This is a genomic window from Maritimibacter alkaliphilus HTCC2654, assembly GCF_000152805.1.
Classification (GTDB): domain Bacteria; phylum Pseudomonadota; class Alphaproteobacteria; order Rhodobacterales; family Rhodobacteraceae; genus Maritimibacter; species Maritimibacter alkaliphilus.
The window spans coordinates 3,393,923-3,420,371 of record NZ_CH902578.1; the positions used below are offsets into that span (position 1 = coordinate 3,393,923).

29 protein-coding genes are annotated in these 26,449 nt (G+C 66.2%); 17 read left to right on the forward strand and 12 right to left on the reverse strand.

All coding sequences use genetic code 11. From position 1 onward, the window contains the following. Nucleotides 1-9: 9 nt before the first annotated feature. A complete protein-coding gene (locus RB2654_RS17650; protein ID WP_148912562.1) occupies nucleotides 10-375 on the forward strand; it encodes a hypothetical protein in 366 nt (121 codons plus the stop codon). On the opposite strand, the gene RB2654_RS17655 is transcribed toward RB2654_RS17650, so the two are convergent. Continuing rightward, nucleotides 350-1,243, reverse strand: coding sequence for a DMT family transporter (locus RB2654_RS17655; protein WP_008334361.1), 894 nt, complete (start codon nucleotides 1,241-1,243; stop codon nucleotides 350-352). The two genes, RB2654_RS17650 and RB2654_RS17655, sit on opposite strands and share 26 nt — an antisense overlap. A gap of 104 nt (nucleotides 1,244-1,347) precedes the next feature. On the opposite strand from RB2654_RS17655, the gene RB2654_RS17660 reads away from it, so the two are divergent. The 3 genes from RB2654_RS17660 to RB2654_RS17670 are packed head-to-tail and all read left to right on the forward strand — an operon-like array spanning nucleotide 1,348 to nucleotide 2,910. Then, entirely contained in the window at nucleotides 1,348-1,908 is a 561-nt protein-coding gene (locus tag RB2654_RS17660; RefSeq protein WP_008334363.1) for a NifU family protein, read from the forward strand. Further along, on the forward strand, nucleotides 1,898-2,500 hold the full coding sequence (gene tsaB, locus RB2654_RS17665; protein WP_040885205.1) for a tRNA (adenosine(37)-N6)-threonylcarbamoyltransferase complex dimerization subunit type 1 TsaB: 603 nt from the start codon (nucleotides 1,898-1,900) through the stop codon (nucleotides 2,498-2,500). Before RB2654_RS17660 ends, tsaB begins: the two co-directional genes overlap by 11 nt. Before the next feature lie 11 nt (nucleotides 2,501-2,511). Then, nucleotides 2,512-2,910, forward strand: a complete 399-nt coding sequence (locus tag RB2654_RS17670; RefSeq protein ID WP_008334368.1) for a GNAT family N-acetyltransferase — start codon at nucleotides 2,512-2,514, stop codon at nucleotides 2,908-2,910. Here the strand turns inward: RB2654_RS17670 and RB2654_RS17675 are convergent. Continuing rightward, entirely contained in the window at nucleotides 2,907-3,521 is a 615-nt protein-coding gene (locus RB2654_RS17675) for a PAS and helix-turn-helix domain-containing protein (protein ID WP_008334370.1), read from the reverse strand. The genes RB2654_RS17670 and RB2654_RS17675 overlap by 4 nt on opposite strands. Before the next feature lie 89 nt (nucleotides 3,522-3,610). On the opposite strand from RB2654_RS17675, the gene RB2654_RS17680 reads away from it, so the two are divergent. From RB2654_RS17680 to RB2654_RS17715, 8 genes are all read left to right on the forward strand, one after another. Continuing rightward, nucleotides 3,611-4,804, forward strand: a complete 1,194-nt coding sequence (locus tag RB2654_RS17680; RefSeq protein WP_008334372.1) for a substrate-binding domain-containing protein — start codon at nucleotides 3,611-3,613, stop codon at nucleotides 4,802-4,804. Between the two features lie 65 nt (nucleotides 4,805-4,869). Beyond that, entirely contained in the window at nucleotides 4,870-5,634 is a 765-nt protein-coding gene (locus RB2654_RS17685; protein WP_008334375.1) for an ABC transporter ATP-binding protein, read from the forward strand. After that, nucleotides 5,631-6,344 carry an ABC transporter ATP-binding protein gene (locus RB2654_RS17690; RefSeq protein ID WP_008334380.1) on the forward strand — a complete coding sequence of 238 codons (714 nt, stop codon included), beginning with the start codon at nucleotides 5,631-5,633 and terminating at the stop codon, nucleotides 6,342-6,344. The genes RB2654_RS17685 and RB2654_RS17690 overlap by 4 nt, the downstream gene beginning before the upstream one ends. A gap of 235 nt (nucleotides 6,345-6,579) precedes the next feature. Then, nucleotides 6,580-7,566, forward strand: a complete 987-nt coding sequence (locus RB2654_RS17695) for a branched-chain amino acid ABC transporter permease (protein WP_138421675.1) — start codon at nucleotides 6,580-6,582, stop codon at nucleotides 7,564-7,566. Nucleotides 7,567-7,577: 11 nt separating this feature from the next. Further along, entirely contained in the window at nucleotides 7,578-8,636 is a 1,059-nt protein-coding gene (locus RB2654_RS17700) for a branched-chain amino acid ABC transporter permease (protein ID WP_008334384.1), read from the forward strand. Then, on the forward strand, nucleotides 8,633-9,496 hold the full coding sequence (locus tag RB2654_RS17705) for an alpha/beta fold hydrolase (RefSeq protein WP_008334386.1): 864 nt from the start codon (nucleotides 8,633-8,635) through the stop codon (nucleotides 9,494-9,496). Before RB2654_RS17700 ends, RB2654_RS17705 begins: the two co-directional genes overlap by 4 nt. 65 nt (nucleotides 9,497-9,561) lie before the next feature. Continuing rightward, the gene (locus tag RB2654_RS17710) at nucleotides 9,562-10,722 is read left to right on the forward strand and encodes an amidohydrolase family protein (protein ID WP_008334387.1); all 1,161 of its coding nucleotides are present in this window, start codon (nucleotides 9,562-9,564) and stop codon (nucleotides 10,720-10,722) included. A gap of 36 nt (nucleotides 10,723-10,758) precedes the next feature. After that, complete coding sequence (locus RB2654_RS17715) at nucleotides 10,759-11,376, forward strand: nucleoside/nucleotide kinase family protein (protein WP_008334395.1); 618 nt, start codon at nucleotides 10,759-10,761, stop codon at nucleotides 11,374-11,376. Here RB2654_RS17715 and RB2654_RS17720 read toward each other — a convergent pair. Next, nucleotides 11,366-11,836 carry an Lrp/AsnC family transcriptional regulator gene (locus tag RB2654_RS17720; RefSeq protein WP_008334397.1) on the reverse strand — a complete coding sequence of 157 codons (471 nt, stop codon included), beginning with the start codon at nucleotides 11,834-11,836 and terminating at the stop codon, nucleotides 11,366-11,368. The genes RB2654_RS17715 and RB2654_RS17720 overlap by 11 nt on opposite strands. A gap of 97 nt (nucleotides 11,837-11,933) precedes the next feature. Between RB2654_RS17720 and putA the strand changes: the two genes are divergently transcribed. The 3 genes from putA (at nucleotide 11,934) to RB2654_RS17735 (ending at nucleotide 17,179) form a co-directional block, all read left to right on the forward strand. Beyond that, nucleotides 11,934-15,350, forward strand: coding sequence for a bifunctional proline dehydrogenase/L-glutamate gamma-semialdehyde dehydrogenase PutA (gene putA / locus RB2654_RS17725; protein ID WP_008334398.1), 3,417 nt, complete (start codon nucleotides 11,934-11,936; stop codon nucleotides 15,348-15,350). 90 nt (nucleotides 15,351-15,440) lie between these two features. Beyond that, the gene (locus RB2654_RS17730; RefSeq protein WP_040885209.1) at nucleotides 15,441-16,346 is read left to right on the forward strand and encodes a diacylglycerol/lipid kinase family protein; all 906 of its coding nucleotides are present in this window, start codon (nucleotides 15,441-15,443) and stop codon (nucleotides 16,344-16,346) included. Continuing rightward, entirely contained in the window at nucleotides 16,343-17,179 is an 837-nt protein-coding gene (locus tag RB2654_RS17735; RefSeq protein ID WP_008334400.1) for a metallophosphoesterase family protein, read from the forward strand. The genes RB2654_RS17730 and RB2654_RS17735 overlap by 4 nt, the downstream gene beginning before the upstream one ends. Here RB2654_RS17735 and RB2654_RS17740 read toward each other — a convergent pair. After that, nucleotides 17,147-17,959 (reverse strand): division plane positioning ATPase MipZ, encoded by an 813-nt coding sequence (locus RB2654_RS17740; protein ID WP_008334401.1) that lies wholly within the window; start codon nucleotides 17,957-17,959, stop codon nucleotides 17,147-17,149. The two genes, RB2654_RS17735 and RB2654_RS17740, sit on opposite strands and share 33 nt — an antisense overlap. Before the next feature lie 320 nt (nucleotides 17,960-18,279). Here RB2654_RS17740 and RB2654_RS22580 point away from each other — a divergent pair, with 320 nt between their 5' ends. Together RB2654_RS22580 and RB2654_RS17750 are read left to right on the forward strand one after the other, a co-directional pair. Continuing rightward, the gene (locus RB2654_RS22580) at nucleotides 18,280-20,412 is read left to right on the forward strand and encodes a calcium-binding protein (RefSeq protein WP_008334402.1); all 2,133 of its coding nucleotides are present in this window, start codon (nucleotides 18,280-18,282) and stop codon (nucleotides 20,410-20,412) included. 156 nt (nucleotides 20,413-20,568) lie between these two features. Beyond that, nucleotides 20,569-21,225, forward strand: a complete 657-nt coding sequence (locus tag RB2654_RS17750) for a hypothetical protein (RefSeq protein WP_008334404.1) — start codon at nucleotides 20,569-20,571, stop codon at nucleotides 21,223-21,225. Between the two features lie 58 nt (nucleotides 21,226-21,283). Here the strand turns inward: RB2654_RS17750 and rpmE are convergent, their stop codons facing one another. The 8 genes from rpmE to rimM form a co-directional block, all read right to left on the reverse strand. Then, nucleotides 21,284-21,505 carry a 50S ribosomal protein L31 gene (gene rpmE, locus RB2654_RS17755; protein WP_008334405.1) on the reverse strand — a complete coding sequence of 74 codons (222 nt, stop codon included), beginning with the start codon at nucleotides 21,503-21,505 and terminating at the stop codon, nucleotides 21,284-21,286. An 11-nt stretch (nucleotides 21,506-21,516) separates the two neighbouring features. Further along, the gene (gene rplS, locus RB2654_RS17760) at nucleotides 21,517-21,897 is read right to left on the reverse strand and encodes a 50S ribosomal protein L19 (RefSeq protein ID WP_008334407.1); all 381 of its coding nucleotides are present in this window, start codon (nucleotides 21,895-21,897) and stop codon (nucleotides 21,517-21,519) included. Nucleotides 21,898-22,172: 275 nt separating this feature from the next. Beyond that, nucleotides 22,173-22,457: a GNAT family N-acetyltransferase gene (locus RB2654_RS17765; protein ID WP_008334409.1), complete on the reverse strand. Its 285-nt coding sequence runs from the start codon at nucleotides 22,455-22,457 to the stop codon at nucleotides 22,173-22,175. Then, nucleotides 22,454-23,077 (reverse strand): CDGSH iron-sulfur domain-containing protein, encoded by a 624-nt coding sequence (locus tag RB2654_RS23935; protein ID WP_008334411.1) that lies wholly within the window; start codon nucleotides 23,075-23,077, stop codon nucleotides 22,454-22,456. Before RB2654_RS23935 ends, RB2654_RS17765 begins: the two co-directional genes overlap by 4 nt. A 70-nt stretch (nucleotides 23,078-23,147) precedes the next feature. Beyond that, nucleotides 23,148-23,945, reverse strand: coding sequence for a tRNA (guanosine(37)-N1)-methyltransferase TrmD (gene trmD / locus RB2654_RS17775; RefSeq protein WP_040885819.1), 798 nt, complete (start codon nucleotides 23,943-23,945; stop codon nucleotides 23,148-23,150). 156 nt (nucleotides 23,946-24,101) lie between these two features. Continuing rightward, nucleotides 24,102-24,956, reverse strand: coding sequence for a hypothetical protein (locus RB2654_RS17780; protein ID WP_008334415.1), 855 nt, complete (start codon nucleotides 24,954-24,956; stop codon nucleotides 24,102-24,104). 128 nt (nucleotides 24,957-25,084) lie between these two features. After that, nucleotides 25,085-25,891: a hypothetical protein gene (locus RB2654_RS17785; protein ID WP_008334417.1), complete on the reverse strand. Its 807-nt coding sequence runs from the start codon at nucleotides 25,889-25,891 to the stop codon at nucleotides 25,085-25,087. Beyond that, nucleotides 25,888-26,400, reverse strand: coding sequence for a ribosome maturation factor RimM (gene rimM, locus RB2654_RS17790; RefSeq protein ID WP_008334423.1), 513 nt, complete (start codon nucleotides 26,398-26,400; stop codon nucleotides 25,888-25,890). The genes RB2654_RS17785 and rimM overlap by 4 nt, the downstream gene beginning before the upstream one ends. Nucleotides 26,401-26,449: the final 49 nt, after the last annotated feature.

Genomic DNA, 26,449 nt, shown 5'->3' on the forward strand with positions numbered 1-26,449 from the left:
GTCGCCGCCATGGGGCTGGCCATAGACGAGACCACCGGGATGTATGCGCGGCAGGCGGACGGCGGGCTGTTCGATTGCACGTCGCTCACTGGTGCGGGCAGCGACGATCAGGTGTTCTTTTCGCTGATCGTGGTGTTCCTGCCCAGTATGCTTTTGCGTCTCGTGCGGCTGGCGCGCCCGGTGCCGCTCTGGGAGGCGATCGTGCACGGGGTCGCCCTGCTGATCTACATCCAGATCATCATGAACCTTCGCAGCTGCAGCGAGATCGTGGCGACGCAGGCGGTGCGCGACGACTGGCTGTTGCCGGGCGTGGCGGCGGGCCTTTTGGTCGCCAGCGTCGCGATCATCCCTACGCGCGGGGCGGTCCGGGTTTGACGGCGACCCGGCGGCCCTGAACCAGCGCGATGCCGTTCGATACGGCGAGGGCGCCGATCACCACCGCGCCACCGATCAGCGCCCATTTGCCGGGGTCTTCGCCCACCACCACCCATGCGAGCACCGGGGCGAGGACGCTTTCGACCAGAAGCAGAAGCGCGACCTCCGCCGAGGGCAGAAAGCGCGGTCCGGTCGCCAGAAGCGCGGTCGAGACGGTGACGAAGAACCCCCCGTGGAGTGCGACCCAGATCCAGTCGTCCGCGGGGACCGACAACGGGGTGGCGAAGGGAAAAAGAACCAGTGCCGCGCCCAGCATCCCCGCCGGAATGGCCGGGACGACCGAGACCGGGCGCAGTTTGCGCGCGACGGTCAGGCCGATCGAGAACACGATGACGATCCCGACCGCGATCAGGTCGCCCTTGAGCGAGGCGCCCTCGGTCTCGCCCGAGCCGAAGGCGATCAGCGCGATGCCGACCGGGACCACGGCCATGGTGAGCGCCGTGCGCCGGGAGATCGCCTCGCCCAATGCGATGCGCGAGAACAGCGCCGAGGCGAGGGGCATGGCCGCGACGATGAAGACCACGTTCGCGATCGAGGTATGCGCGACGGCGATGACGAACAGCGCGCCGCTCGCGCCCGAAGTGGCGGCATAGACCCAGACGAGCGGGCTTGCGGCGAAGGTGGTGCGGTAGACGCCGGGGCCACGGGTGACGAGCAGGCCAAGGCCCAGCACCAGCCCGATGAGCAGCGCCTTCCAGAACGCCACCGTCACACCGTCGGTGCCGATGAGACGGACGAACAGGCTGTCGGGCAGGATGAACAGGACGCCCGTGAAGGTGATGAGAAGGCCTTTGAGGTGATCGGTCATGCCTCCATCAATCGTGATTGGCGGCAAAAGGGAAGAGGGAACCGGTCGGGTTGACTTGGAACGATTCCAAGCTCATATGAATACCCGACAGAAAGGCTGTGCAAATGTTCATTCAAACCGAGTCCACACCGAATCCGGCGACGCTGAAGTTTCTTCCCGGTCAGGAAGTTCTTGAGGCGGGGACCGCCGATTTCCCGAGTGCCGAGGCCGCGGCCAAGTCGCCGCTGGCGCAACGCGTCTTTGCGGTGAACGGGGTGAAAGGCGTCTTCTTCGGGACCGATTTCGTGACCGTGACCAAGGCCGACGATGTCGAGTGGGACCACGTGAAACCCGCCATCCTCGGCGCGATCATGGAGCATTTCCAGTCCGGTGCGCCGGTCATGGGCGAGGGTCCGCGCGAAGCGGCCCATGCCGAACATGACGGCCCGGATGCCGAGATCGTGGTTCAGATCAAGGACCTGCTCGATACCCGCGTGCGGCCCGCCGTGGCGCAGGACGGGGGCGACATCACCTTCCACGGGTTCGAACGCGGCGTGGTCTATCTTCACATGCAGGGCGCCTGTGCGGGCTGCCCGTCCTCGACGCTCACGCTGAAGATGGGGATCGAGAACCTGCTCAAACACTACATCCCGGAAGTGACCGAGGTGCGGCCGGTTGCGGTCTGACCCGACGATCCTAGCTTTCGACACATCGGCCGCGCATTGCGCGGCCGCTTTGCTTGTGGGCGGGGCGATCACGCAGGTTACGGTGGAGGCGATGGCCAAGGGGCAGGCCGAACGCCTGATGCCCCTGTTGCAGGACGTGATGACGACGGCCGGGCTATCCTTCGACGATCTCGACGCGGTGGCGGTCGGCGTAGGGCCGGGCAACTTCACCGGCATCCGCATCGCCGTCTCCGCCGCGCGCGGGCTGGCGCTGGGCCTCGGCAAACCCGCCATCGGCGTCTCGACCTTGGAGGCGCAGGCGCTGGGTTACCCGCGGCCTTGCCGCGCTGTGGCGGATGCCCGGCGCGGGATGGTCTATGCGCAGGATTTCGGCGGCGGCGACCTGTCGCCCCGTCTGGATGCGGCGGACGCGGTGGGCGACGACCACCCGGTCGCCGGTCCCGTGCCTGCCGAGACGCTCGTGACCCGCATCGCCCAGATCGCCGCCGACCGCCTGGCATCGGGTGCCGAGCTTGCGCGCCCCGCCCCGCTTTACATCCGGGGGGCCGATGCCGCCCCGGCCAGCGACCCGCCTCCGGTGATCCTGCCGTGACACCGGAGCGGATGGCGGACATCTACGCGGCCGCCTTTCCCGATGGCCGGGCATGGTCGGCGCTGGAACTTTCCGGGTTGGTCGGTGGGCCGGGCGGTTTCGCGGTGTACACCGACGCGGGCTTCGCCGTCGGGCGCGCGATTGCGGGAGAGGCGGAACTGGTCACGCTTGCGGTCGCACCCGAAGCCCGCCGGAGGGGCGAAGGCCGGGCGTTGCTCGCCGCCTTCGAACGTGCCGTGCAGGATCGTGATGGCGAAACCGCGTTCCTCGAAGTCGCCGCCGACAACACCGCGGCGATTGCGCTCTACCTTGCCGCAGGGTGGGTCGAGAACGGGCGGCGCCGGGGGTATTATCCGCGCCCGGACGGCGCGGCGGTCGATGCGATCCTGATGACGAAACTACTGGCCTAGCGGGCGACGATCCGCTCGGGCGGCACGCCCGACATGGCGTGCAAGAGCGCGTTGGTGTTGGTCACCCCGAACTTCTTTTGCAGCTTGGCCCGGTGCACTTCGACCGTGCGCGGGCTGATCTCAAGCTCGCGCGCGATTTCCTTCGACGTCATGCCCTCGGCCAGAAGGTTCACCACCTCGGTTTCGCGCCGGGTGAGCGGCTGATAGGGGCGGTGACCGGACAGGTCCGCGAAACTCCAGACGGCGCGGTTCAGCGGGTCGCCCTCGGGCGTCAGGGAATGGCCGCGCGTCCGGCACCAGAACAGCGACCCGTCCTTGCGCGCCATCACGCGTTCGTCCCAATAGGTGTTGGTTGTGCGCAACTGATCGACACCCCGGTCGCGGATCTTCGCGAACTCCTCCGGCGTCGGGTAGAGCACCTGAAACGACTGATCGACAAGCTCGCCCGCGCCATATCCGAACATGCGCTCGAACTCGGGATTGCAACTGCGGATCACCCGGCTCTCGGTGATGACGAGGCCGACGGGCGCGTATTCGAAGGCCAGACCCGCGAAGTCGCCGGTGGCATATGCCTGATCTATACGTATTTTCCCCAACTTGCTCAGACCCATCCCAAAAAGCGAGGTTCATGCCACGATATGAACGATCCCGTGCAGGCACAACCATGCGACGGGAAAAGGGAGGACATTCCATGACTATCATGAAACGCGCATTCGCCGCGTTGACCCTTGCTGCCGGCCTTGCCGTTCCTGCCGCCGCGCAGGATGCCGATCCGATCAAGATCGCACTCGTCCACGGCATGTCGGGCAGCCCGCTCGAGGCATTTTCCAAGCAGACCCACACCGGGTTCGAGCTTGGCCTCGAATACGCCACCGATGGCACGATGGAGGTGAACGGTCGCCCCATCGAGATCATCTACAAGGACACGCAGTTCAAGCCGGACGTGGCGCGCGCCGTGCTGGCCGAAGCCTATGCCGATGACGAAGTTCTGCTGGCCGTCGGCGCCACCTCGTCGGGCGTGACCACGGGCCTTCTGCCCATCGCCGAGGAATACGAGCGCATCCTGCTCGTGGAACCGGCGGTGGCTGACAGCCTCACTGGGCCGGATTCGAACCGCTACGTGTTCAAGACCTCGCGCAACTCGTCGATGGACATGCAGGCGCAGGCGCTCGCGCTGAAGCCGGACGAAAACCTCTATGTCGCCACGCTGGCCGAGGACTACGCCTTCGGTCGTGACGGGATCGCCGCGTTCAAATCGGCGCTCGAAGGCACTGGCGCCACGGTCGTGACCGAGGAATACGTGCCGCAGGGAACCACCGACTACACCGCCGTGGGCGAGCGCATGTTCAACGCGCTCAAGGATCAAGAGGGTCGCAAGGTCATCCTGATCTACGTGGCCGGGTCGGGCGACGCGCCGGGCAAGCTTCAGGCGATGGACCCCTCGCGCTTCGGGATCGAACTGTCGTTCGGCGGGAACATCCTGCCCGCGATGGTCGGCTACAAGGCCTACCCGGGCATGGAGGGCGCGGTGTATTACTACTACGAAGCCTTCGATAACCCGATCAACGACTGGCTCGTGGAAGAGCATCAGGCGCGCTTCGACGGTCCGCCCGACTTCTTCACCGCAGGTGGCATGGCCGCCGCGCTTGCCGTGGTCAAGGCGCTGAACACCGCCGAAACGCTCGACACCGAAGGGCTGATCGCCGCGATGGAAGGCATGTCCTGGGACACGCCGAAGGGTGAAATGACCTTCCGCCCCGAAGATCATCAGGCGCTGCAATCCATGCTGCACTTCAAGATCCGGGTCGATGACGACGTGGCTTGGGCGATCCCCGAGAAGGTCGAGATCATCACGCCCGACATGATGGACATTCCGATCGGTCGCGAAAACTGATCGTCCCGTCCCGGCCGGCCCTGCATCCCCGGCCGGGACACACCCCTGAAAAGACCCTTTCCGACATGACCCAAGCTTCGCTTTCCACCCGGGATCTCACGATCCGGTTCGGCGGCCATACGGCTGTGAACGCCGTCACCTGCGACTTTCGCCCCGGCGAGTTGACGGTGATCGTGGGCCCGAACGGCGCCGGCAAGACGACCTATTTCAACATGATATCCGGGCAGTTGACGCCCTCCGAGGGGACCGTGACGAAGGACGGGATCGACCTGACCCGGATGCCCGCCTCGACCCGCGCCCGCCACGGTGTCGGCCGCGCGTTCCAGCTGACCAACCTGTTTCCCCGCCTGAGCGTGATCGAGAACATCCGGTTGGCCGTTCAGGCCCAGTCGGGCGATGGTCGCCGGTTTTTCTCACCGGTTTCCAAACTCACCGAACTCACCTCGCGCGCCGAACGCTATCTCGCCGCTGCGAAGCTTGAAAACAAGGCCGATCTGCCCGCCGCCGCGCTGCCCCATGGGGATCAGCGCAAGCTGGAAGTGGCGCTCCTGATGGCGATGGAACCGGACATCTACATGTTCGACGAACCCACCGCGGGCATGAGCCTCGACCATACGCCGGACGTGCTCGACCTCATCGCCGAGATCAAGCACGACCACACGAAAACCGTGCTCCTCGTCGAGCACAAGATGGACGTGGTGCGCGCGCTCGCGGACCGGATCATCGTGCTTCACAACGGCGAGCTGATCGCCGACGGCGACCCGACCGAGGTGATGTCCTCGCAGGTGGTGCGCGACGTTTATCTCGGCAATGCGGGGGAGATGGCATGAGCCTGCTTTCCATTCAGAATATGGACGTCTCGATCGGGCAGTATTCCGTGCTGCACGGCGTGACCTTCGACGTGCCCGAAGGCGGCGTTTTCGTCCTTCTGGGCCGCAACGGCGCGGGCAAGACCACGACCCTGCGCGCGATCATGGGACTGTGGCAGCCCTCGCCGGGATCGGTGAGCTTCCGCGGCGAGCAGATCGCCGGGATGCACACCTCGGACATCGCGAAGAAAGGCATCGCCTTTGTCCCTGAAAACATGGGGATTTTCGGCGGGCTGACCGTGGCCGAGAACATGGTGCTCGCGACCGCCAACGGCAAATTCGACCAGACCCGCCTGAAGCGCGTCTATGAACTGTTCCCGGCGCTGGAGCAGTTCTGGGACAAGCAAGCCTGGAGCCTGTCGGGCGGGCAGAAACAGATGCTCGCCGTGGCCCGCGCCATCATCGAGCCGCGCGACCTGATCCTGATCGACGAGCCGACCAAGGGGCTGGCCCCGTCGATCATCGCCGCGATGGGCGAGGCGTTTCGCGAGATTTCGGCCCAGACCACGATCCTGCTGGTCGAACAGAATTTCGCCTTCGCCAAGTCGCTGGGCCGGGACATGGCGGTGATCGATGACGGGCGGGTGGTTCATACCGGGACCATGGCCGATTTCGTGGCGGACACCGAACTTCAGAACCGGCTTCTGAGCCTTTCGATGGAGGCGGGGTGATGGTCTTGGTCCGATGTGGAAACAGAGCGGGAGCGCCGGACCGGGGGCTGGCGCACCGACAGCCGAACAAGGCGCTTTATAGTGCCATGTCCGAAAAACATCTGAGCGAAGCGTCTACAGAACCCAAGCGCCAGACCGCGGGACGGTCCGGCACTCGCGCGGCGGCCTGCGGCCTTGATTCCGCGCGTTCGGGCGATCGAGCCTTCGCTTACATTCATCCGAGGAGGCTCGCCTGATGGGTATGCTCGACCGTTTCGGGGGTGTCTTCTGGCTCCCCGTCATCCTCGCCATCATCGCCTTCGTCTTGATCGGCGCGCCGTCTTCGTGGCTGACGCTGACCGTGGCCGGGCTGTCGATGGGTCTGATGATCTTTCTCATGGCCTCGGGTCTGAGCCTCGTCTTCGGCCTGATGGACGTGCTGAACTTCGGCCACTCGGCTTTCGTGAGCTTCGGGGCCTTCGTCGCGGCGAGCGTGCTGGCCTATTTCGGCGGCTGGCTCGGCTCCGACAGCATCCTTCTGAACAGCCTCGCGCTGGTCTTCGCCATCGCTGCCGCCGTCGTCTTCGGCGCGGCGCTGGGCTGGTTTTTCGAGCGGGTCATCGTCAAGCCGGTCTATTCCGACCACTTGCGTCAGATCCTCATCACCATGGGCGCGTTGATCGTGGCCGAGCAACTGATCCTCGCGACATGGGGCGGCTCGCCCGTGAACGTGCCGCGCCCGCATTTCCTTGAGGGCGCGATCATCGTCGGCAACTCGTCGCTGGAGGTCTATCGCCTGTTCGCCTTCTGCCTAGGCGCTCTCGTCTATGGCGGGCTTTTCGTGCTGCTCAACCGCACCCGCATGGGCCTGCTGATCCGGGCGGGCGTCGAAAACCGCGAGATGGTCGAGGCGCTGGGCTTCAAGATCGACCGCCTGTTCATCGGGGTCTTCATGCTGGGGTCGGCGCTGGCCGCGATGGGAGGGGCCATGTGGGCGGGGTATGAGACGATCATCACCCCCGCGCTCGGCGCCGAGATGATGGTGATCGTCTTCATCGTCGTCATCATCGGCGGGCTCGGGTCCATTCAGGGCACGCTGCTGGGGGCGATCGTGGTCGCGCTGATGCAGAACTACGTGGGCTTCCTCGCCCCCAAACTCGCGCTCGCATCCAACATGATCCTGATGATGGTCATTCTGCTGTGGCGGCCCTACGGCCTTGCCCCGGCGGTGAAGATCAAGTGAGGGAGGGGACCATGAACGGCAAAATCACCGTCAAGATCATTGCGCTCAGCATCTGGGGGCTGCTCCTGTTCTCGCCCTTCCTGTTTCAGGACGTGCGCCAGATCGAGGTCGCCGCGCGGATCGCCGTCTTCATCGTGCTGGTGGCGAGCTATGACCTCCTGATCGGCTACACCGGAATCGTGAGTTTCGCGCATACCATGTTCTTCGGCTTCGGGGCCTACGGGGTCGCCATCGCCATGAAGCAGGGCGACAGCACGTGGGGCTACTGGATGGTCGGGGTGCTGGCGGGTGTGCTGGTCTCGGCCATCGTCGCGGTGCTGATCGGGCTTTTGTCCCTGCGCGTGAAGGCGATCTTCTTCGCCATGATCACGCTTGCCGCCGCCAGCGTGGCACTTGTGCTCGCCTCGCAACTGTCGAGTTTCACGGGCGGCGAGGACGGGATCACCTATTCCGTCCAGTCGATCTTCAAGCCCGCGACCAAGCTTTTGACGGATGACGAGGGTAAGGTGCTTCGCATCATGGACGTGCGCATGAACGGCAAGATCGCGGCCTATTACTTCGTCTTCATCTCCTGCGCGGTTCTGTTCTGGGCGATGCTGCGAATCGTGGCCAGCCCCCTGGGCACCGTGCTTCAGGCGATCCGCGAGAACGAGGCGCGGGCCGAAGGCATCGGCTACCGCGTCGTCGCCTATCGCACCGCCGTGTTCGTCATCGCGGCGACCGCCGCCGCGCTCGCGGGGGCGGTCTATGCGACATGGCTCAAATACACCGGGCCGGACACCACGCTGAGTTTCGCGATCATGATCGACATCCTTCTGATGGTCGTGATCGGCGGCATGGGCACCATGTGGGGCGCGGTGATCGGTGCGACGCTGATGGTCATGGCGCAATACTACCTGCGTGACCTGATGGAGGTCGCCGCGAACGCGACCGAGGCGCTGCCGCTTCTGCCCGACCTTCTCAGTCCCGACCGCTGGCTTCTGTGGCTCGGCATCATCTTCATTCTTCTGGTCTATTTCTTTCCGGCCGGGATCGCGGGCACGATCATCCAGCGGCGGGCGGTGAAATGACCCCGCGTTCAGTCTACCTCCCGCTTCTCGGCCATGAACTGCACGTCATGGAATGGGGCGATGCGACCAAGCCGCTCTTGGTGATGTGGCACGGGCTGGCCCGCAACGGGCGCGACTTCGACGAGCTCGCGATGGCGCTGACGGATCGCTGGTTCGTGGTTTGCCCAGACACCATCGGGCGCGGCAATTCCACGTGGTCCGACCGGCCCGAGACTGATTACGTGCTGCCCAACTACGCGCGCATGGCGGTGGCGATGTTCGACCATTACGGCGCCGAGCGCGCGGCGTGGATCGGCACGTCGATGGGCGGACAGATCGGCATGACCGTGGCGGGCGATGTGGCACCGCACCGGATCTCGGCCCTCGTCATCAACGACATCGGGCCGGAGGTGCCGGATGCGGCGCTGGACCGGATCGTGACCTATTCCGCCGACCTGCCGACCTTCGAAACCCTGACTCAGGCCGAGGCCTGGCTGCGTGAGGTCTATCTGCCGTTCGGGCCGGCGAGCGATGCGTTCTGGCGGCGCATGGCCGAGGCGAGCGTGCGGCGTAGGGCCGACGGGCGGCTGACGCTGCATTACGACCCTCGGATCATCGCGGTGCTGGACGGGGATCGCGCCTCGACCAACCTGTGGGAGGTGTTCGACCGCATCACCGCGCCGACCCATGTGGTGCGCGGCGGCCAATCGGACCTGCTGACCGCCGAGATCGCGGAGGCGATGAAGGCGCGCGGACCCAAACCCGGTGTGACGGTCTATGACGACTGCGGCCACGCGCCGACGCTGACGCGCCCGGCCGATACCGAATGGATCGCCGGGCTCTTGGAGACCCTGGTCGAAACCAGCGCCGCCGACACCTGACCGCACGTCATGTGAGCGACACATAGACCTGTTATCTCAGTTGGAAATTGAGCGCAGGTTCGAAAATGACAACTCTCCCCCCGCTGAGGTTCACGGGCGCCGAGGTGCTGCGTGACGGCGCCTTGTCGCGCGGATCGGTGGCCCTGAAGGACGGGCGGATTGCGCAAGGCGATGCGCCGCAGGTTGACCTGTCGGGCTATCTGGTCCTGCCGGGGATCGTCGATCTGAACATGGGGCCGCTGGGCCGGGCGGGCGCGCTGACCAACGGGGCCGCCTTTGCCGCCTTGGACCGCGAGGCGGCGGCGCATGGCATCACGACGGGCTGGATCGCGCAGGGCTGGTCGTGGAAGGGCGGTGCCGGCAGCCCCGAGGCCGCGATGGATACGCTGGCGGCGCTGGCCATGGCGCGGCGCCGGGCGCTTTGCGATCTCAGGCTGCAACTGCGGGTCGAGACGCATATGCCGGAAACGCGCGAGGCGCTGATCGCCGCCGTGACCGCGCATGAGGTGGATCAGGTGGTCTTCACCGACGGGCTGCCCGAAGCGATCGCGATGTCGCACCGAGCGTCGCACAAGCTGGTCGCATGGGCCGAGGCCGAGGGGCGCAGGCCGGAGGAGTTCATCCGCCGCCTGCGCATGGCCAAGGATGCCGCGCCGGATGTGCCGCGTCACCTGCTGGCGCTGGCCGAGGCCTTCGACCGGCTGGGCGTGATATACGGCAGCCATGACGACCCGGACGGCGAGACGCGCGAACGGATGGGAACGCTGGGCGCGCGGCTGGCCGAGTTTCCGCTGCGCGCAGGGGCGGCGGCGGTGGCGCGGTGCAACCGAAACCCCATCGTGTTCTGCGCCGCCGATGTCCTCGGGGCCGGGCCGCGTGCGGGCGGCGTGTCGACCATGGCGCTTTTGTCCAAGGGGATGGGGGAGGCGCTGGCCTCGCGCGATCACCCTGCGGCTCTGGTCGAGGCGGTTTTTGCGCTGGTCGATAGCGGCACGCGTGGATTCGCCGAGGCCTGGGCGATGATTTCCACCGGGCCCGCGCGGATCATGCGGCTTGAGGACCGGGGTCGGATCGAGACGGGGCTTCGTGCGGACCTGACCATCCTGAACGCCGCGACCCGGGCGGTTGAGGGGACGATCTGCGGGGGCCGGATCGCCTATCTGTCCGGCGCACTCGCCCTGCGGCTCATCGCGGCGCGCGCGGATTTCGCCCTCGCTGCCGAGTGACTTGCGCAGAACCCGCGACGGCGGCAGTGTCGTTACATGACCGAGATCAGCGAAACCGACCTTGCCGACCTTCTGCGCCGAACTTCCGTCGGGCGTTCCCGCGTGCTCGTCGCCGTGGTGGGTGCGCCGGGGTCCGGCAAATCGACACTGGCCGAGACGCTTGCGGGCGCCTTGCCGCAGGCCCAGTGGATTCCGATGGACGGTTTCCACATGGACAACGCGACGCTCGCCGCGCAAGGCACGCTCGAACGCAAGGGGGCGCCCGAAACCTTCGACGCGGCAGGGTTCGTGCGCTTCGTGCGTGCGCTGGCGAGCGGCCAGCAGGCGCATTACCCGACCTTCGACCGGGTCGCCGATGCGGTGGTCCCGCAAGGGGGGCGGATCGCGCCGGATACCCATATCTTCGTGGTCGAAGGCAACTACCTTTTGCTCGACGACGACCCGTGGCGCGAGCTTGCGCGCCTGTGGGACGTGACCGTGACGCTCGAGGTCGACGAGGATGAGCTTGAACGCCGTCTGGTGGAGCGGTGGACGCGGCATGGCCATCCGCCCGAAGACGCGCTCTTTCGCGCCCATAACAACGATCTGGTCAATGCCCGCGTGGTGCGCGACCGATCCCGCAAGGCCGACTACGTGATCCGGTTCAAAGCGTGACGTAGCTTTGTTCGACCACCGCCTCCATCGCGATGTAGGTGGAGGAGGACGAGACATGAGGCAGCGAAGAAATGGTCTCGCCCAGCACGCGGCGATAATCCACGATGTCGCGCGAGCGGACCTTGAGCAGATAATCGAACCCGCCCGCGATCATGTAGCATTCTTCGATTTCCGGCACCCGTCGCGCGGCGTCGTTGAATTCCTGAAGCGCGGCCTGCCGGGTGTCGAGCAGCCGCACCTCGACATAGGCCACATGGGCCAGACCCAGCTTTTCGGGTGACAGGATCGCGCGGTAGCCAAGGATGATCCCGCGATCCTCCAACGCCTTCACCCGCGCGGCCACCGGCGTTTTCGACAGACCGACGCGCCGGGCGAGTTCCACGATGGACAGGCGCGCGTTTTCGGTGAGGGCCGACAGGATTCGCCTGTCTATCGGGTCCAACGTATTCTGATCGTCCAAAATTATCCTCAACTTCGGTGCTTTCGCCTGCAACATCGCGAAACAAGGGCGATAAGTCCAGCGTTGAGAGGGTATCCTGCCGCCAAAGGAGCCCTAGATGCGCGATACGCTGATGACCCCGTTTGACGACACCGCCAAATTCGCCCCCGAAGCCGACCTGATCCCCGACCTGATCGTGGATGCCCGCCTGTCCACAAAGGACCGTGCGGCGATCCACTCGCGGGCGGTCGCGCTGGTCCGCCAGATTCGCGAGGGCGAAAAACCGGGGATCATGGAGCAGTTTCTGGGCGAATACGGCCTGTCGACGGAAGAAGGCGTCGCGCTCATGTGTCTGGCCGAGGCGCTGCTCCGCGTGCCGGACCCGGACACCATCGACGCGCTGATCGAAGACAAGATCGCACCGTCCGACTGGGGCCGGCACATGGGGCAGGCGGCGTCGCCGCTGGTCAATGCCTCGACCTGGGCGCTGATGCTGACGGGCCGGGTGCTGGACGATCATCAGCCGGGCATTGCGGGCACGCTCAGGGGCATGGTGCGCCGTCTGGGCGAGCCGGTGATCCGGGTCGCGGTCGGCCAAGCGATGCGCGAGATGGGGCGCCAGTTCGTGCTGGGCGAGACCATCGAAGACGCGATCAAGCGGGCGAAGAAGCAGGAGGACAAGGGCTACACCTATTCCTACGACATGCTGGGCGAGGCGGCGCGCACCGCCCGCGATGCGCGGCGCTATCACGAAGCCTATTCCCATGCCATCGAGCGCATGGGGCATGTGGCCCGCGACAAGCCGGTGGCAGAAAGCCCCGGCATTTCGATCAAGCTCTCGGCGCTGCATCCCCGCTACGAGGTGGCGCAGGAAGACCGCGTGATGCGGGAGCTTGTGCCGATCGTCACCGATCTTGCCCGCCAGGCCGCCGAAGCCAACATCGGCTTGAACATCGACGCCGAGGAACAGGATCGGCTGGCGCTGTCGCTCAAGGTGATCGCGGCGGTTCTGAGCAATCCCGCCTTGCACGGCTGGAACGGTTTCGGCGTCGTCGTGCAGGCCTATGGCAAACGCGCGGGGGCGGTGATCGACTGGCTTCACGCCACCGCCGAGGCGCTGGACCGCAAGATCATGGTGCGGCTGGTCAAGGGGGCCTACTGGGACACCGAGATGAAGCACGCGCAGGTCGAGGGACATCCGGGCTTTCCGCTGTTCACGACCAAGCCCGCGACCGATGTGAGCTATCTGGCCAATGCCCGCAAGCTGATCGGATATGCCGACCGGCTCTATCCGCAGTTCGCCACGCACAACGCCCATACCGTCGCCGCGATCCTGCACATGGCCGAGGGGGTGGATTACGAATTCCAGCGCCTGCACGGGATGGGCGAGGGGCTGCATGACATCGTGATGCGCGAAAACGGCACGCGCTGCCGCATCTATGCACCCGTGGGGGCGCACCGCGATCTGCTCGCTTACCTCGTCCGGCGGCTTCTGGAGAACGGCGCGAATTCCAGCTTCGTGAATCAGATCGTGGACGAGGACGTGCCACCGGAAACCATCGCCGCCGATCCGATCACGCAGGTGAGCGAGGTGAAGCGGGCCGAAGTTCTGGCGAAACCGTCCGCGATTTTCGGGGCCGGGCGGCTGAATTCGCAAGGCTACGACCTGTCCGACGCGGCGACGCTCGCGCGCATCTACGAGGTGCGCGAGATCGAGATGCCGGGGGCCAAGCCGATCCTGTCGGACCGTCTGGGAACGGGCACGGACCGGCAGATCGTCAACCCGGCGACGGGAGAGGGCATTGCGACCGTGACCGATGCGGACGCCGACAGCGTCGAACGGGCGCTCGCCGGGGCTGCACCGTGGGAGGCGACCGCCGCCGAACGCGCGGCGATCCTGCGCCGGGCGGCCGATCTCTATGAGGATGCGCTTGGCCCGCTTTTCGCCGCGCTTCACCGGGAGGCGGGCAAGACGATCCCCGATGCGGTGGGGGAATTGCGCGAGGCGGTCGATTTCCTGCGCTATTACGCGAACGAGGGCGAAAAGCTGACGGCAGGCCCGCGCGGCGTCATCGCGGCGATCAGCCCGTGGAACTTCCCGCTCGCGATCTTCACCGGGCAGATCGCCGCCGCTCTGGCCGCAGGCAACGCGGTCATCGCCAAACCCGCCGAGCAGACGCCGCTCGTCGCCGCGATGGCCGTGCGTTTGATGCACGAGGCGGGGGTGCCGCGCAGCGCGCTGCAATATGTGCCGGGCGACGGGGCCACGGTGGGGGCGACACTCACCTCGGATGCGCGGGTAGATGGCGTGGTGTTCACGGGGTCCACCGAAACGGCGCGGGTCATTCAGGGCGCGATGGCCGAACACCTCGCCCCCGGTGCGCCGCTGATCGCGGAAACCGGCGGGCTGAATGCGATGATCGTGGATTCCACCGCTCTGCCCGAACAGGCGGTGCGCGACATCGTCGCCTCGTCCTTCCAGTCGGCGGGGCAACGCTGTTCGGCGCTCAGGTGTCTTTACGTGCAGGAGGACGTGGCGCCGACGCTGATCGAAATGCTCAAGGGCGCGATGGACGAGCTGGCGCTGGGCGATCCGTGGCATCTGTCGACGGACGTGGGGCCGGTGATCGACGCCGACGCCAAGGCGGGGATCGAAGCCTATGTCGAGGCACACACGGCGCGGGTGCTGCATCGGGTGGCGGCGCCCGAGACGGGCACCTTCGTCGCGCCGACGCTGATCGAGGTGGGCGGTATCGCGGATCTGGAGCGCGAGGTGTTCGGCCCCGTGCTGCATGTGGCGACGTTCCGGGCCGAGGATATCGACCGGGTGATCGACGACATCAACGCGCGGGGGTTCGGCCTGACCTTCGGCCTGCACACCCGCATCGACGGGCGGGTCGAAAACCTGTCGCGCCGTATTCGTGTCGGGAACGCCTATGTGAACCGCAACCAGATCGGCGCAATTGTCGGCAGTCAGCCGTTCGGCGGCGAGGGGCTGTCTGGCACGGGTCCGAAGGCGGGCGGGCCGAATTATGTCGCTCGCTTCACCGCGTCGCCCACCCCGATGGCCGATCAGACGTGGGAGATCATTGCCGAGACGCCCGCGGTGAAACGCGCCCTGTCCGATCACAGGGACCAGGTGGTGTCGGAGGAGTTGCTGCCCGGCCCGACCGGGGAGTTGAACCGCCTGACGCACTGGACGCGTCCGCCGATCCTGTGCCTTGGGCCCGGCACCCGCGCCGCCGAGGCGCAGGCGCAGGCGGTGCGCGCCCTTGGCGGCGAAGCCGTCGTGCCGGAGGGGGAGCTGACGCCGGAAGCTCTGGTCACGCTCGACGGTTTCTCGGGCGCGATCTGGTGGGGCGAGGCCGACACGGCGCGCATCTATGCCAAGGCGCTGGCGGCGCGTAAGGGCGCGATCGTGCCGCTGATCACCGGCCATCCCGACCGCGCGCATGTCTGCCACGAGCGGCACCTGTGCGTGGATACCACAGCCGCGGGCGGTAACGCCGATTTGCTTGCGAAGTCTGCCGGGTAGAGGGAACCAATCCCGGGGCGCGCCGTTAGGTCACCGATGTCGACAGAGCGTGCCCCGAGTATGTTAAAGCGAACCAACGAACCACAGTTGATGAACACCCATGTGGTGATCAACGCCCGCTCGGGGCGCCGTGAAGGCACGGCCATCACCGATGCGCTCGAGGCCTGCGTCGCCAAACATGGCGGTCGGGTGACCTTTCACGTCGACGAACGGGGCGGCTCGGTCGAGAAGCTGACCCGCCGCGCCCTGAACGCCGGGGCATCTGCCGTGATCGCGGCGGGGGGCGACGGCACCATCTGCGGCGTGGCGAACCGGATGGTCGGCTCGGGCGTGCCGCTGGGCGTGATCCCGATGGGGACGTTCAACTATTTCGCGCGCTCGCTCGGTATCCCGGAAACGGCCGAGGATGCCGTCGCCGCAATCTGCGACGGCGAGGTGCGCCCGGCGGCCATCGGTCGGGTGAACGACAAGGTGTTCCTGAACAACACCTCGATCGGGGTCTATTCCGCGATCCTTCAGCAGCGTGAAGACACCTATAAGCAATTCGGGCGTTCGCGCATCGCCGCCTATTGGTCGGTCCTGCGGGCGCTGGTGAAGTTCTACGACCCCATGACCATGAAGATCGAAGTGGATGGCGAGCGGATGTCGGTGAGATCCCCGCTCGCCTTCGTCTGCAATTCGGCCTTCCAGCTTGAACGCTTCGCCCTGCAAGGCGCCGACGAGGTGCGCGAGGGCAAGCTGGCGCTGTTCCTTGCCGATGACGTCGGGCGCTGGGGGCTGGTCAAACACGCCGCCAAACTCGCCGCGCGCCGGATGCAGGAGGGGCGCGACTTCCGCCTCGTCACCGGGCGCGAGATCGTGATCGATCCGGGCAAGCACAAGCGGCTCGTCGTGCGCGACGGCGAGAAGGAACCGATGCGCGGGCCCTATCGCATACGGCTGGACCAGCGTGGGCTGGACGTCATCCGCCCGAAGGCCGGTTCGCGTCCGGCATGAGCCGTCTCGTCCACCTGTCCGACCTTCACTTCGGGCGCGCGCGCCCCGAATTGCTCGCACCGCTGTCCGATGCGATCAACGCCGCGCACCCGGATCTGGTCGTGGTGTCGGGCGATCTGACACAACGCGCCCGGTCGCGGGAGTTCGCGGCGGCGCGGGAGTTTCTTGACGGTCTCGGTGCGCGCTGGCTGGCGGTGCCGGGCAATCACGACATTCCGCTTTATCAACCGTGGGATAGGTTTCTGAAGCCGTTCCGAAAATATCGCGAGAACATCGCGCTGGATCTGGAGCCCTGCCACGAGGGCGAGGATTACCTTGTCGCGGGTCTGAACACGGTGGATCGGTTCGCCGGGCAGCGGGGCCGGGCGCGGGCGGGCGCGATCCGGCGGGTCTGTTCCCTTTTCGACGGTGGGCCGGACGACCGGTTCAACATCCTGATGGCCCATCACCCGTTCGAGCAGGATCATGCGAGCCACAAGACGCCGATGAAACGGGCCGAGCCGATGCTGGAGCGGCTCAAGGCCTGCGGCACCCATGTGGTGCTGTCGGGGCATCTGCATATGTGGCACACCGGCCCGTTCTTGACGCGCCCCGGCCATGTCGGCCCGATTCAGGTCCATGCCGGCACGAGCCTGTCGAGCCGCCTGCGTGGCGAGGTGAACGATTTCGCCCTGCTCGACATGACCGGCGACCGGCTGACCGTCACGCGCATGGCGGTCGAGGCCGACGGCACCGATTTCACCGAGCGCACGCAGGCGCGGTTCAAGCGTCGGGGGACCGGGCTGGTGCCGCTGGACGGGTCAGAAATCGACGGTGACGCCGGGCAGCTTTAGCTCTTTCATCAGGTCGCGCAGTTCCTGACGCGCGGCCACGTTCGAGATGTTCATCTGACCGACGACGCCCACGTCGCGCAGGTCGAGAAGCGTCAGGCCGCGCGGGAACAATTCGCGAAAGATCACCCGCTCGTTGAAGCCGGGCGCGGTGCGGAACCCGATCCGGCGCGACAGGTTCTTGAGCGCGTCGCCCATCTTTTTCTTGTTGATCATCGCCTGCGCCCCCAGCCGGTTGCGCACCACGATCCAGTCGATCGGCTTAAGACCCGCCTGCGCGCGAAGCTGGCGCGCGTTCCACACCATCTCCGCATAGACCGAAGGGCCGAGCACCTTGTTCGAGTCGCTGTCGATATGGGCGAGCAGGTCGAAATCGACAAAGCTGTCATTGAGCGGGGTGATGAGCGTATCGGCCAGCGTATGCGCCACCTGACTTAGCCGGGTGTGGGAGCCGGGGCAGTCGATCAGGATGAAATCGCAGGTCGGCTCGATCTCGGCCACGGCTTGCGAGAGCCTGCGGTCATAAGGGTTTTCGCCGGGCTTGAGGCTCGCCTGATCTATCTCGGGCAGTTCGTGGTAGACGGGCGAGGGCAGGTCCACGCCTTCCTTGGCGATGGTCGCGGCGCGGTTCGCCATGTAGCGGCCGAAGGTCCGTTGACGCAGGTCGAGGTCAAGAACGCCGACCTTGAAGCCCAGACGGGCCAGCGCGGTCGCCACGTGCATGGAAACGGTCGACTTGCCAGCCCCGCCCTTTTCGTTCCCCACAACGATGATATGCGCCACGCCCGGCCCCCGAAACTGTCCCGATGATGCGCCTGTGCCGACGCTTTGCCACACTATATGGTGGGAGGTCGGGATTTGGAAGCGGAACCGCCCTTGCCCTGACGCGACGAAGGCCATCCGCATCCGGCGGCGGAGCACCCGGCGAAGCGCATCGGTGCGTGATGGTGCGGGGGCGGGCAGGACGGGTCCGCACAGTCTGTTTCCAAATCGCTCATAGGGAAATGTGGCAGGAATAAGGTAAGAACAAGGCGGGTTTGGGGGCAGATAATGGCGGTTACGTCGCATTGCGACGGAATTCTTGTCTGCGGACCGGGGGACCCATGAAGCTCGAACTCACCCATCAGCCTGCGACGGGCCTGACGGTGCGGCCAGAGCTGTTCGGCGGCAACACGCTTTATTCGCTCAACTCGCTCGACCCGGACGGCAGCTTCGTGCAGGCGGTCGATCAGCTAGGCGTCACCGGCCTGCGCTATCCCGGCGGGACGATGACGGAGGAGTGGGGGGCCGCGTTCTATGACGATCCCAACACGCTGCCCGCCCATGTGACCGATGCCTACAGCTTCATCGGGCTGGACGCCTTTCTCGACTGGACCACCGCGCAGGGCCGGGCGGCGACCATCGTGCTGCCGACGAGCCACCTGTTCGTGGGCGACCCCGTGGGGCAGGCGCCGCGCAGGCTCGACATGGCGGCGGTGGCCGAGATCGGGGAGTTCGTCGCGGACCTCGTCGCGCGTCACCCCGAGGCGGTGATCGACGGGTTCGAGATCGGGAACGAATACTGGGGCGCCGTGGATCGGATGACCTCGCAGGAATACGGCATCCTCGCGAATGCCGTGGCGATTGCAGCGCAGGCCGGACTGGACAGGGTTCTGGGGGCGGGGGCCGATCAACCCGCAATCCTCGTCCAGTCCGGCCAACAATGGGGCCGCGATTTCAAGCTGGGCGGGGTCTATTACGGCAACGGGATGGACTGGCCCGCGAAGGTCACGCAGGCCAACATCGACGTGCTGGCCGAACTCACCGACGCGGCGAAGGTGGCGATCGACGGGTTGATCGAGCACTATTATTTCGTCGAGACGACCGATCCCCTGAACATCGGGGACACCGCGCCGGAAAAGGCCAACCGTTACTTCCGCGAAATGCAGTGGGACATCCGTCAGTGGAGCGCGGCCTTCGATCCGGCGCGCCACGGCGTGCTGGACATCGCAGTGACGGAATGGGGCGTTGCGTGGGAAGCGCGCGAGCAATGGGGGCTGAAATCGGCGGGCGTCGTGCTGGAGATGTTCGAAGGGCTGGTGCGGATGGGGGCCAGCAGCGCGAATGTCTGGCCCATCGAACTGGACGGCTCGGTCGATTTCGCGGGCAGCCACACCGACCGCGACGGGGCCGATAGCGACAAGCTGACCGCGCGCGGGCAGGCGTTCCGGCTGATGGCGGAATACACAATTGGGCTGGAGGTGCTGGATAACGGGTTCAGCGCGGCGGATGCGGCGGTCCAGACGGTCGAGGTGAACAGCTACGGCAGCGCCGACCGCTTCGTCGTCTTCATCTCGTCGCGCGACGCGGCGACACAGGATGTCGAGTTGGATGTGTCGGCCTATGTGCCGGGGTTTTCGTCGATGTCCGGCCAGCGCATATCGCTCATCAACGACGCGGCCCACTGGAACGAGGCGCGGTGGTTTGCCGAAACCGACCCGCTGTCGGCGGGCGATCTGGGCAATTCCGCCGTCATCGACGTGACCCTGAAACCGTTCGAGGTGGTCATGGTCGAATACGTGCTGAACGGCGCCGCCGACCGCTTCGCCGCACCGGAATATATCTCGGGCGCGATGACCGCCGACCGGATTTACGGCACCGACGGCAGCGATGAGATCTGGGGCCGGGCCGGGCACGATTTCATCAACGCGGGCGGCGGCGACGACTGGGTGCAGGGCAACAAGGGCCGCGACAAGATTCTGACCGGGACCGGGGACGACTTCACCAAAGGGCGCAAAGGGCCGGACACGATCCTTGGCGGGCCGGGGGACGACGACCTGCGCGGCAATCGCGGGCATGACCAGATCTTCGGCGAGGCGGGCCACGATACCCTCAAGGGCGGGCGGGGCAACGACTGGCTTTACGGCGGGAGCGGGGATGACGTCATCATTGCGGGGCGCGGTGACGACGTTCTGGTCGGCGGTCCGGGACACGACATTCTGAGCGGAAAGCAGGGTGCGGACCGCTTCGTGTTCAAGGGCGCGGGGTCGAACCTGGTCACGGATTACGACGCGGGCGAGGATACGCTCGACCTGTCCGAAACGGGTGCGCGCTATTCCGACCTTACCATCATGAACACGACGGCACGGATCGACGGCGAGACCACCACGGGCGCTCTCATCGACTACGGCGAAGGGACAGCGTTCCTCGTCGCAATCGACGCGCGCGACCTTGGGGCCGACGATTTCGTGTTCTGAGGATCACCGGGGCCTCTCTTCGTCCAGCCGGGCGGGGGCCACGGTGCGCGCAGGTCGGCGGGTGCGGCCGGCCTGCGCAATCACGCATCACCACCCTTGCCGCGCATGGCAAAAGGCCGGACAGTGGGTCGCGATTGCCCCAGACTGCGTTTCGCGATGCCGATTGACCTGAACTTCACCCTCGACGTCATCACATGGGAAGCCGTCTCGGCGCTTTCGGGCCTGATGATCGCGGGGGTCGGTTTCGTCATCAGCCGCAACCTCAGACGCCACGACCGGCACACGCAACGCTATGCGCTGTTGGGCGAATACCGGCGCGAGGTGACGGCGTTTTCCAAGGAATACTTCGAAATCGTCGCCGATGTGCTTGCGGTGCGCGACAGTGTGGAAGACCCGGCACAGGTGCGCGCCGAACTCGAACGCCTTGCCACCCGGCTGTCGGGCATGGTGGATGCGGGCCGGTTTCTGTTTCCCAACGACACGAGCGGCGAAAACGCCTTCGGCTTTGAAAAAGGCGATGCTTTCGCGGGCCGGCGACGCCCGGCGCTGAACGCGATCCTCGCCGCCTATCACGCGGTGAAGGCGATGAAGACCGAGGGCGACTATCGGCAGGAGAAGCTTGCCGAAGCCCTGGCCCAACTGAGGAAAACAGGCGAGCCGCTGTCCGAACCGATCCGGGAGAACGATCCGGTCTACCTGCTGATCCAGTCGCGCCGCTGCTACCTGAACGCCGTGGTGCCCGAGACGCAGCCGGACGAATGGCGGCGCATGTTCTCGGACATTCTGGCCCCTGTGCCGCGGGCGACGAAATAGCCCAACGAAAAACGCCGCCCGTTTGGGGCGGCGTTTCCGATACGTCTTGCGGGCTGGCTCAGAAGCCGAGACCGGCGTACTTGTTCTTGAACTTCGACACGCGGCCGCCGGTGTCCATCAGGCGGGACGAGCCGCCGGTCCAGGCCGGGTGAACGGTGGGGTCGATGTCGAGCGACAGCGTGTCGCCCTCGGCGCCCCAGGTCGATTTCATCTGCACCACGGTGCCATCGGTCATCTTGACGTCGATGATGTGGTAGTCCGGATGGGTTTCCTTTTTCATCTCGTCTCTCCTCAGGCTTTCGCTTTGAGCGGCTTGTAGGTGGTGTCTTCCGCGATACGGGCCGATTTGCCGCGACGCGAACGGAGGTAGTAGAGCTTGGCGCGGCGGACTTTACCGCGACGCACCACTTCGATCGACTCGATGTTGGTCGAGTAGAGCGGGAACACGCGTTCCACGCCTTCGCCGAAGGAAATCTTGCGAACGGTGAACGAACCGGCAATGCCCGCGCCGTTCTTGCGCGAAATGCAGACGCCTTCGTAGGCCTGCACGCGGGTGCGCGTGCCTTCGGTCACCTTGTAGCCGACGCGGATGGTGTCACCCGCTTTGAAATCCGGAATGTCTTTCCCGAGCTCGGCAATCTGCTCGGCTTCCAGTTGTGCGATCAGGTCCATCGGACCACTCCTATGCTGCTCACGGTTGACCCGCGAAGTTTGACGCGCCTCAGAGCTCCGTGTCTTCGACTGGGTCCGCTTGTCGCTTGCGCGTGCGCCCACCGGAGGGTTCAGGTCACTGTTCCTTTGGTCTCGTCGTCCGGCCGACCTGCCCACCGAAGAAGCGGGTGCCCTGGCATTGGACAACGGCCCGGATGCCCCGCGAGGGGCCCGGACGGGCAGCGTATAAGAGCAGAATCACTTTGGATCAAGGCTTTTGAACGCCTCGAATCCCTTTATTGCATGACGTCCGACCACTCCGGGTGGCGGGCGTATTGCGCTTTCACGAACGGGCAGAGCGGGATGATGCGATAGCCGTTCTCGCGCGCGTCGGCAATCAGGGCCTCGACCAGCGCCTGACCCACGCCTTGCCCCTTAAGCGCGTCGGGAACCCCGGTGTGATCGGCGATGATGAGGGTGGCGCTGGTGCGCGAATAGGTCAGTTCCGCCTCGTGCCCGTCGACCACGGCGACGAAGCGCCCCTTGGTCTCGCCCTGTTCCTTGGTGACGTCGATACTCATTCGGTCGTAAACCCCGCGCGTGTGTGGCTGCCGTCGCAGAACGGCTTGTTGGCCGATTGTCCGCAGCGGCACAGAAACATCTTTTCGCCGACCGCGACCTGACGGCCCGAGGCCGCGATGACCTCCACATGCCCCTCGATCTTCACCGGGCCATTGGGCAGCGGCGTGACGGTCAGATCGCCGCCGATCTCGGTTTCCTGTGCGTCCTGCGTTTCGGGTTCGCTGGTTGCGGTGAATCCGGCGGCGACGTGGGAATTGTCGCAGAAGGGTTTGTTCTTGGACTGACCGCAGCGACACAGGAGCATCCGGGTCGTCGGCGCCTCGTCGATCCACAGGTCGCCGCGCAACTCGTTCGGCCCGTTCTCCCACAGGCGCACCGTATTCACGGGCGGGACCTGTTCGCCCATGCCGCCGTCGTGGCGCGTGTAGCTGAGCGCACCGGAGGGGCAGGCGTCGATCACGCGCGCGATCTCGGCGGCGCGGGCGTTCTCGGGAAACAGCCAACCGCCCGGCGTGCCGGGTTTGAACACGGCGGGTAGGCCCAGCACGCAGCGGCGCGCGTGGATGCACTTCGATCCGTCGAACTGGATGGTGATCTCGTCGCTCTTGGCGCGGGACATGGGCGCTCCTGCCTGTGCGGTCGGGTCGAGCCTAGCCGGGCAAGGGGGGTGGCGACAAGCGTGCGCTTGGTCAGTCGTCGCGGTAGCGCGCCCAAAGGTCGGGGCGACGGTCACGGGTCAGGGCCTCGGACTGTGCGCGGCGCCATTTTTCGATCTCGGCGTGGTTGCCGGAAAGCAGGACCGGGGGAATCGCCCGCCCGCGCCATTCGGCGGGCCGGGTGTATTGCGGATGCTCCAGAAGGCCCGAGGAATGGCTTTCCTCTTCGGTCGATGCGGCGTTGCCCAGCACACCGGGCAAAAGCCGCACGGTCGTGTCGATCATCGCCTGCGCCGCGATTTCGCCCCCGGTCAGAACGAAGTCGCCCAAGCTCACCTCTTCGATCGCGTATTCTTCGAGCACACGCTCGTCCACGCCTTCGAACCGACCGCAGAGCAGGGTGATCCCGTCGCCCGCGGCCCAGCGGCGCGCGGTGGCCTGATCGAACAGTCGCCCGCGCGGGGACAGGTAGACGATGGGCCAGCGGGCGCGGTCCATCGGGGTGCCTTCGCGCGCCCGGTCGAGCGCCTGTGACACCACATCCGCCCGCAGCACCATCCCGGCGCCGCCGCCCGCCGGTGTGTCATCCACGTTGCGGTGCTTGCCCTCGCCGAACTCGCGCAGCGCGATGGTCTCCAGCCCCCACTTGCGCTCGGCCAGCGCGCGGCCCGTCAGACTTTCGCCCAGCACGCCGGGGAAGGCCTCGGGAAACAGCGTGATGACCCGCGCGCGCCAGTTGCCCACGAGGTCGGGGTTGTCCTCCATCAGCGAACGGGGGCGCAGGGTGGGGCGCACGGCCAGCCGACCGTGGGATTTGGGCGGGTTTGTCATGGCCGCGCTCATAGCGCGGGGCGCACGGCTTGGGAAGCCGCCAGCGTGAAGGGTCCGTCGATGGCGCGTGGCTGAAATCAGGGCCGTGGTCGGAAGCGCCCGGCACTACGGCGCACCGATGGCGTCGGTCAGAGGGTCTTGCGACGCATCTGCCGCTCAGGCGGATATCCGGTCGCGTCGCTGCCGGGCGATCTCGTCATAGCCTTCGCCCGGAAACTCCGCGTTCAGTTCGTCCAGCCAGACCGGATCGGGAAGCTGCGCGTTCGGCGCGCCCTCGTCGATGAGTGTGGCGAGAAGGCTGCGCGCCTCGGAGCGGACGCCGGGATCGCTGGCGTTCAGCATCAGCATCGGGGCGATGCCGCCTTCGCCGCGTTCGACCAGCCTACGCCGGATATAGGGGCTGGCCACGAACCGCAGGAGGCCGAGATCGACGCGGCGATCCTCGACCCCGTCGACCATGCCCGCCGCGTCGTAGAACGGATCGAATCCGGCGACGTCGGTCTGCTGTTCGAGATCCTGAACGATGGAGTCGATCATCGCGACGTTGGCATTGGCGGGAAGGCCCCTGAGCGCCGCGACCGTTTTATCGACGGCGGCCTGAACGTCCGGCGACGATTCGGGGTGAACCTCGGCCCAGTCCGCTGCCCGCCCATCCTTCATAGCTTCTAGCTCTTCGATGGCGCTGTCGAGAAAGACGTTCATTTCGGCGTTTTCGGAATACCGCAAGGCCCCGACAACGGCGGCGAGGGCGGTCATCACGATGGGCAGCCACAGCGGGGCGGCGAGCGGACCTGCGAACCGCGCGACGAGCGCCCCGCCCCCGAAGCAGACGGCGACCAGCACGAACTGCACTGCCGCCATGATCGCAAGGCCCGCGATCCCGGCGGGGTCGCTCAGGTCAGGGCGGCGGCTTGCGGCGATGAAAAGCAGGAAGGCGAGGGCGAAGACGGGCAGGGTGGCCAGCGGATGCCCGGCCCAGCCCGACAGGATCGGACCCGCGTAAAGCGGCACGAAGACGAGGGCGAGGCCCGCGCGACTGTATGGCCCGAACGACAGTTGCCTCTCTCCCTCGTGTCTGGACCGTATTACTTATCCGCCGAAGCCGACGGGCGCATGGCATACGGTGCGGGTCGCGTTTGTCAGTTGCCGGAGCGCCCGGCGTCGATCAGCGCCGCCTTGGCCTCTCTCAATGCGGATTTGGACATCGCCTGCCGGTTGAGGTCAAGGAAGGCGGCCTGAATTTCGGGCGTTTGTCCTTCGTTCGCGCGTGCGACCGGGGTCAGGCGGGCGCGCAGGTCGCCCGGCACGCGCGCGAGATCGAGAAGGGCGCCCGCTGGGCCTTCGGCGGTGTGGCCCCAGTCCTCCAACGCGGCGATGGCGACGGGGATCGGGGCGAGCGCGCCCGCCATGCGCTGCGCCTCTTCGGCGGGCGAGGCGAGGGCGGGGAAATGGCCACGGAAAGTCTCGAAATCCTCGGTCAACCGGATCGAGCGGAGCAGGTGGCCGTAGACCGACCTGATCCACGCCTCACGCGCGCGGGTGGTGTAGAAAAACGTGATCTCGACGCTCTCGCCGAAGCGGCGGCGCAATTCGGCGATGATCGCATGGGCGAGTTTCAGCGACGGCCCGAAATAGGATGTCATCAGGGCACCGCCGACCTGATGGTGGCCCGGCATTCCGCCCGAGAACGTCTCGCGCGAGAGCACGATCAACTCGTGATCCGGTATGGATTTCAGGAACTTGCGCAGCGACCGCCGAAACCGGGCAAGCCGCCACGGATAGGGGCGCTGGGCATAGATGCGGGCGTCGGCCCCGGCGCCGAGGAACTCCATCTTGCCGTAATAGGCCAGCACGGGGGCGAGCGTTTCGCGGTTTGCCGCCATGAAATCCTGCAAGCTCGTCGTGCCGGTCTTGTGATACCCGGCATGGACGATGACGCGCGTCATTCCGGGAACGTCCCCTCCGGCGGGTCGATCACGATGCGGCCTGCCGTCAGGTCCACGGTCGGCACGTTGGCGCGGGTGAAGGGCACCAATGCCGGTGTCTTGAGCCCCGGTCCCGCGACTTCGATCAGGTCGCCCGCGCCGTGGTTGTGCACCGCGCTGACGCGCCCGACCTCGGCCCCGCCGGTATCGAGCACGGTCAGGCCGATCAGGTCGGCATGGTAGAATTCGTCATCCGGCAACGACGGCAACGCGTCACGGTCGGCATAGAGCCGCACGCCTTTCAGCGCATCGGCCTGTTCCTTGGTGGTGATCCCGTCGACATCCGCCGCGAAGCCGGTCTTGACCGCGCGGGTCAGGGACAGGGTAAAACTGCGCGTCCCGTCCTCGGTCCAGAGGGTCCCGTAGGTTTCGATATCCTCGGGCTCGGCGCAGAAAGACTTCACGCGCACCTCGCCACCGACCCCGAAAGATCCGGCGAACGCGCCGACGCAGATGCGATCCTCGCTCACGGTCCAAGGCTCCCTTGCTCACGAAAAAGGCGCGGGGCCATGTAACCCC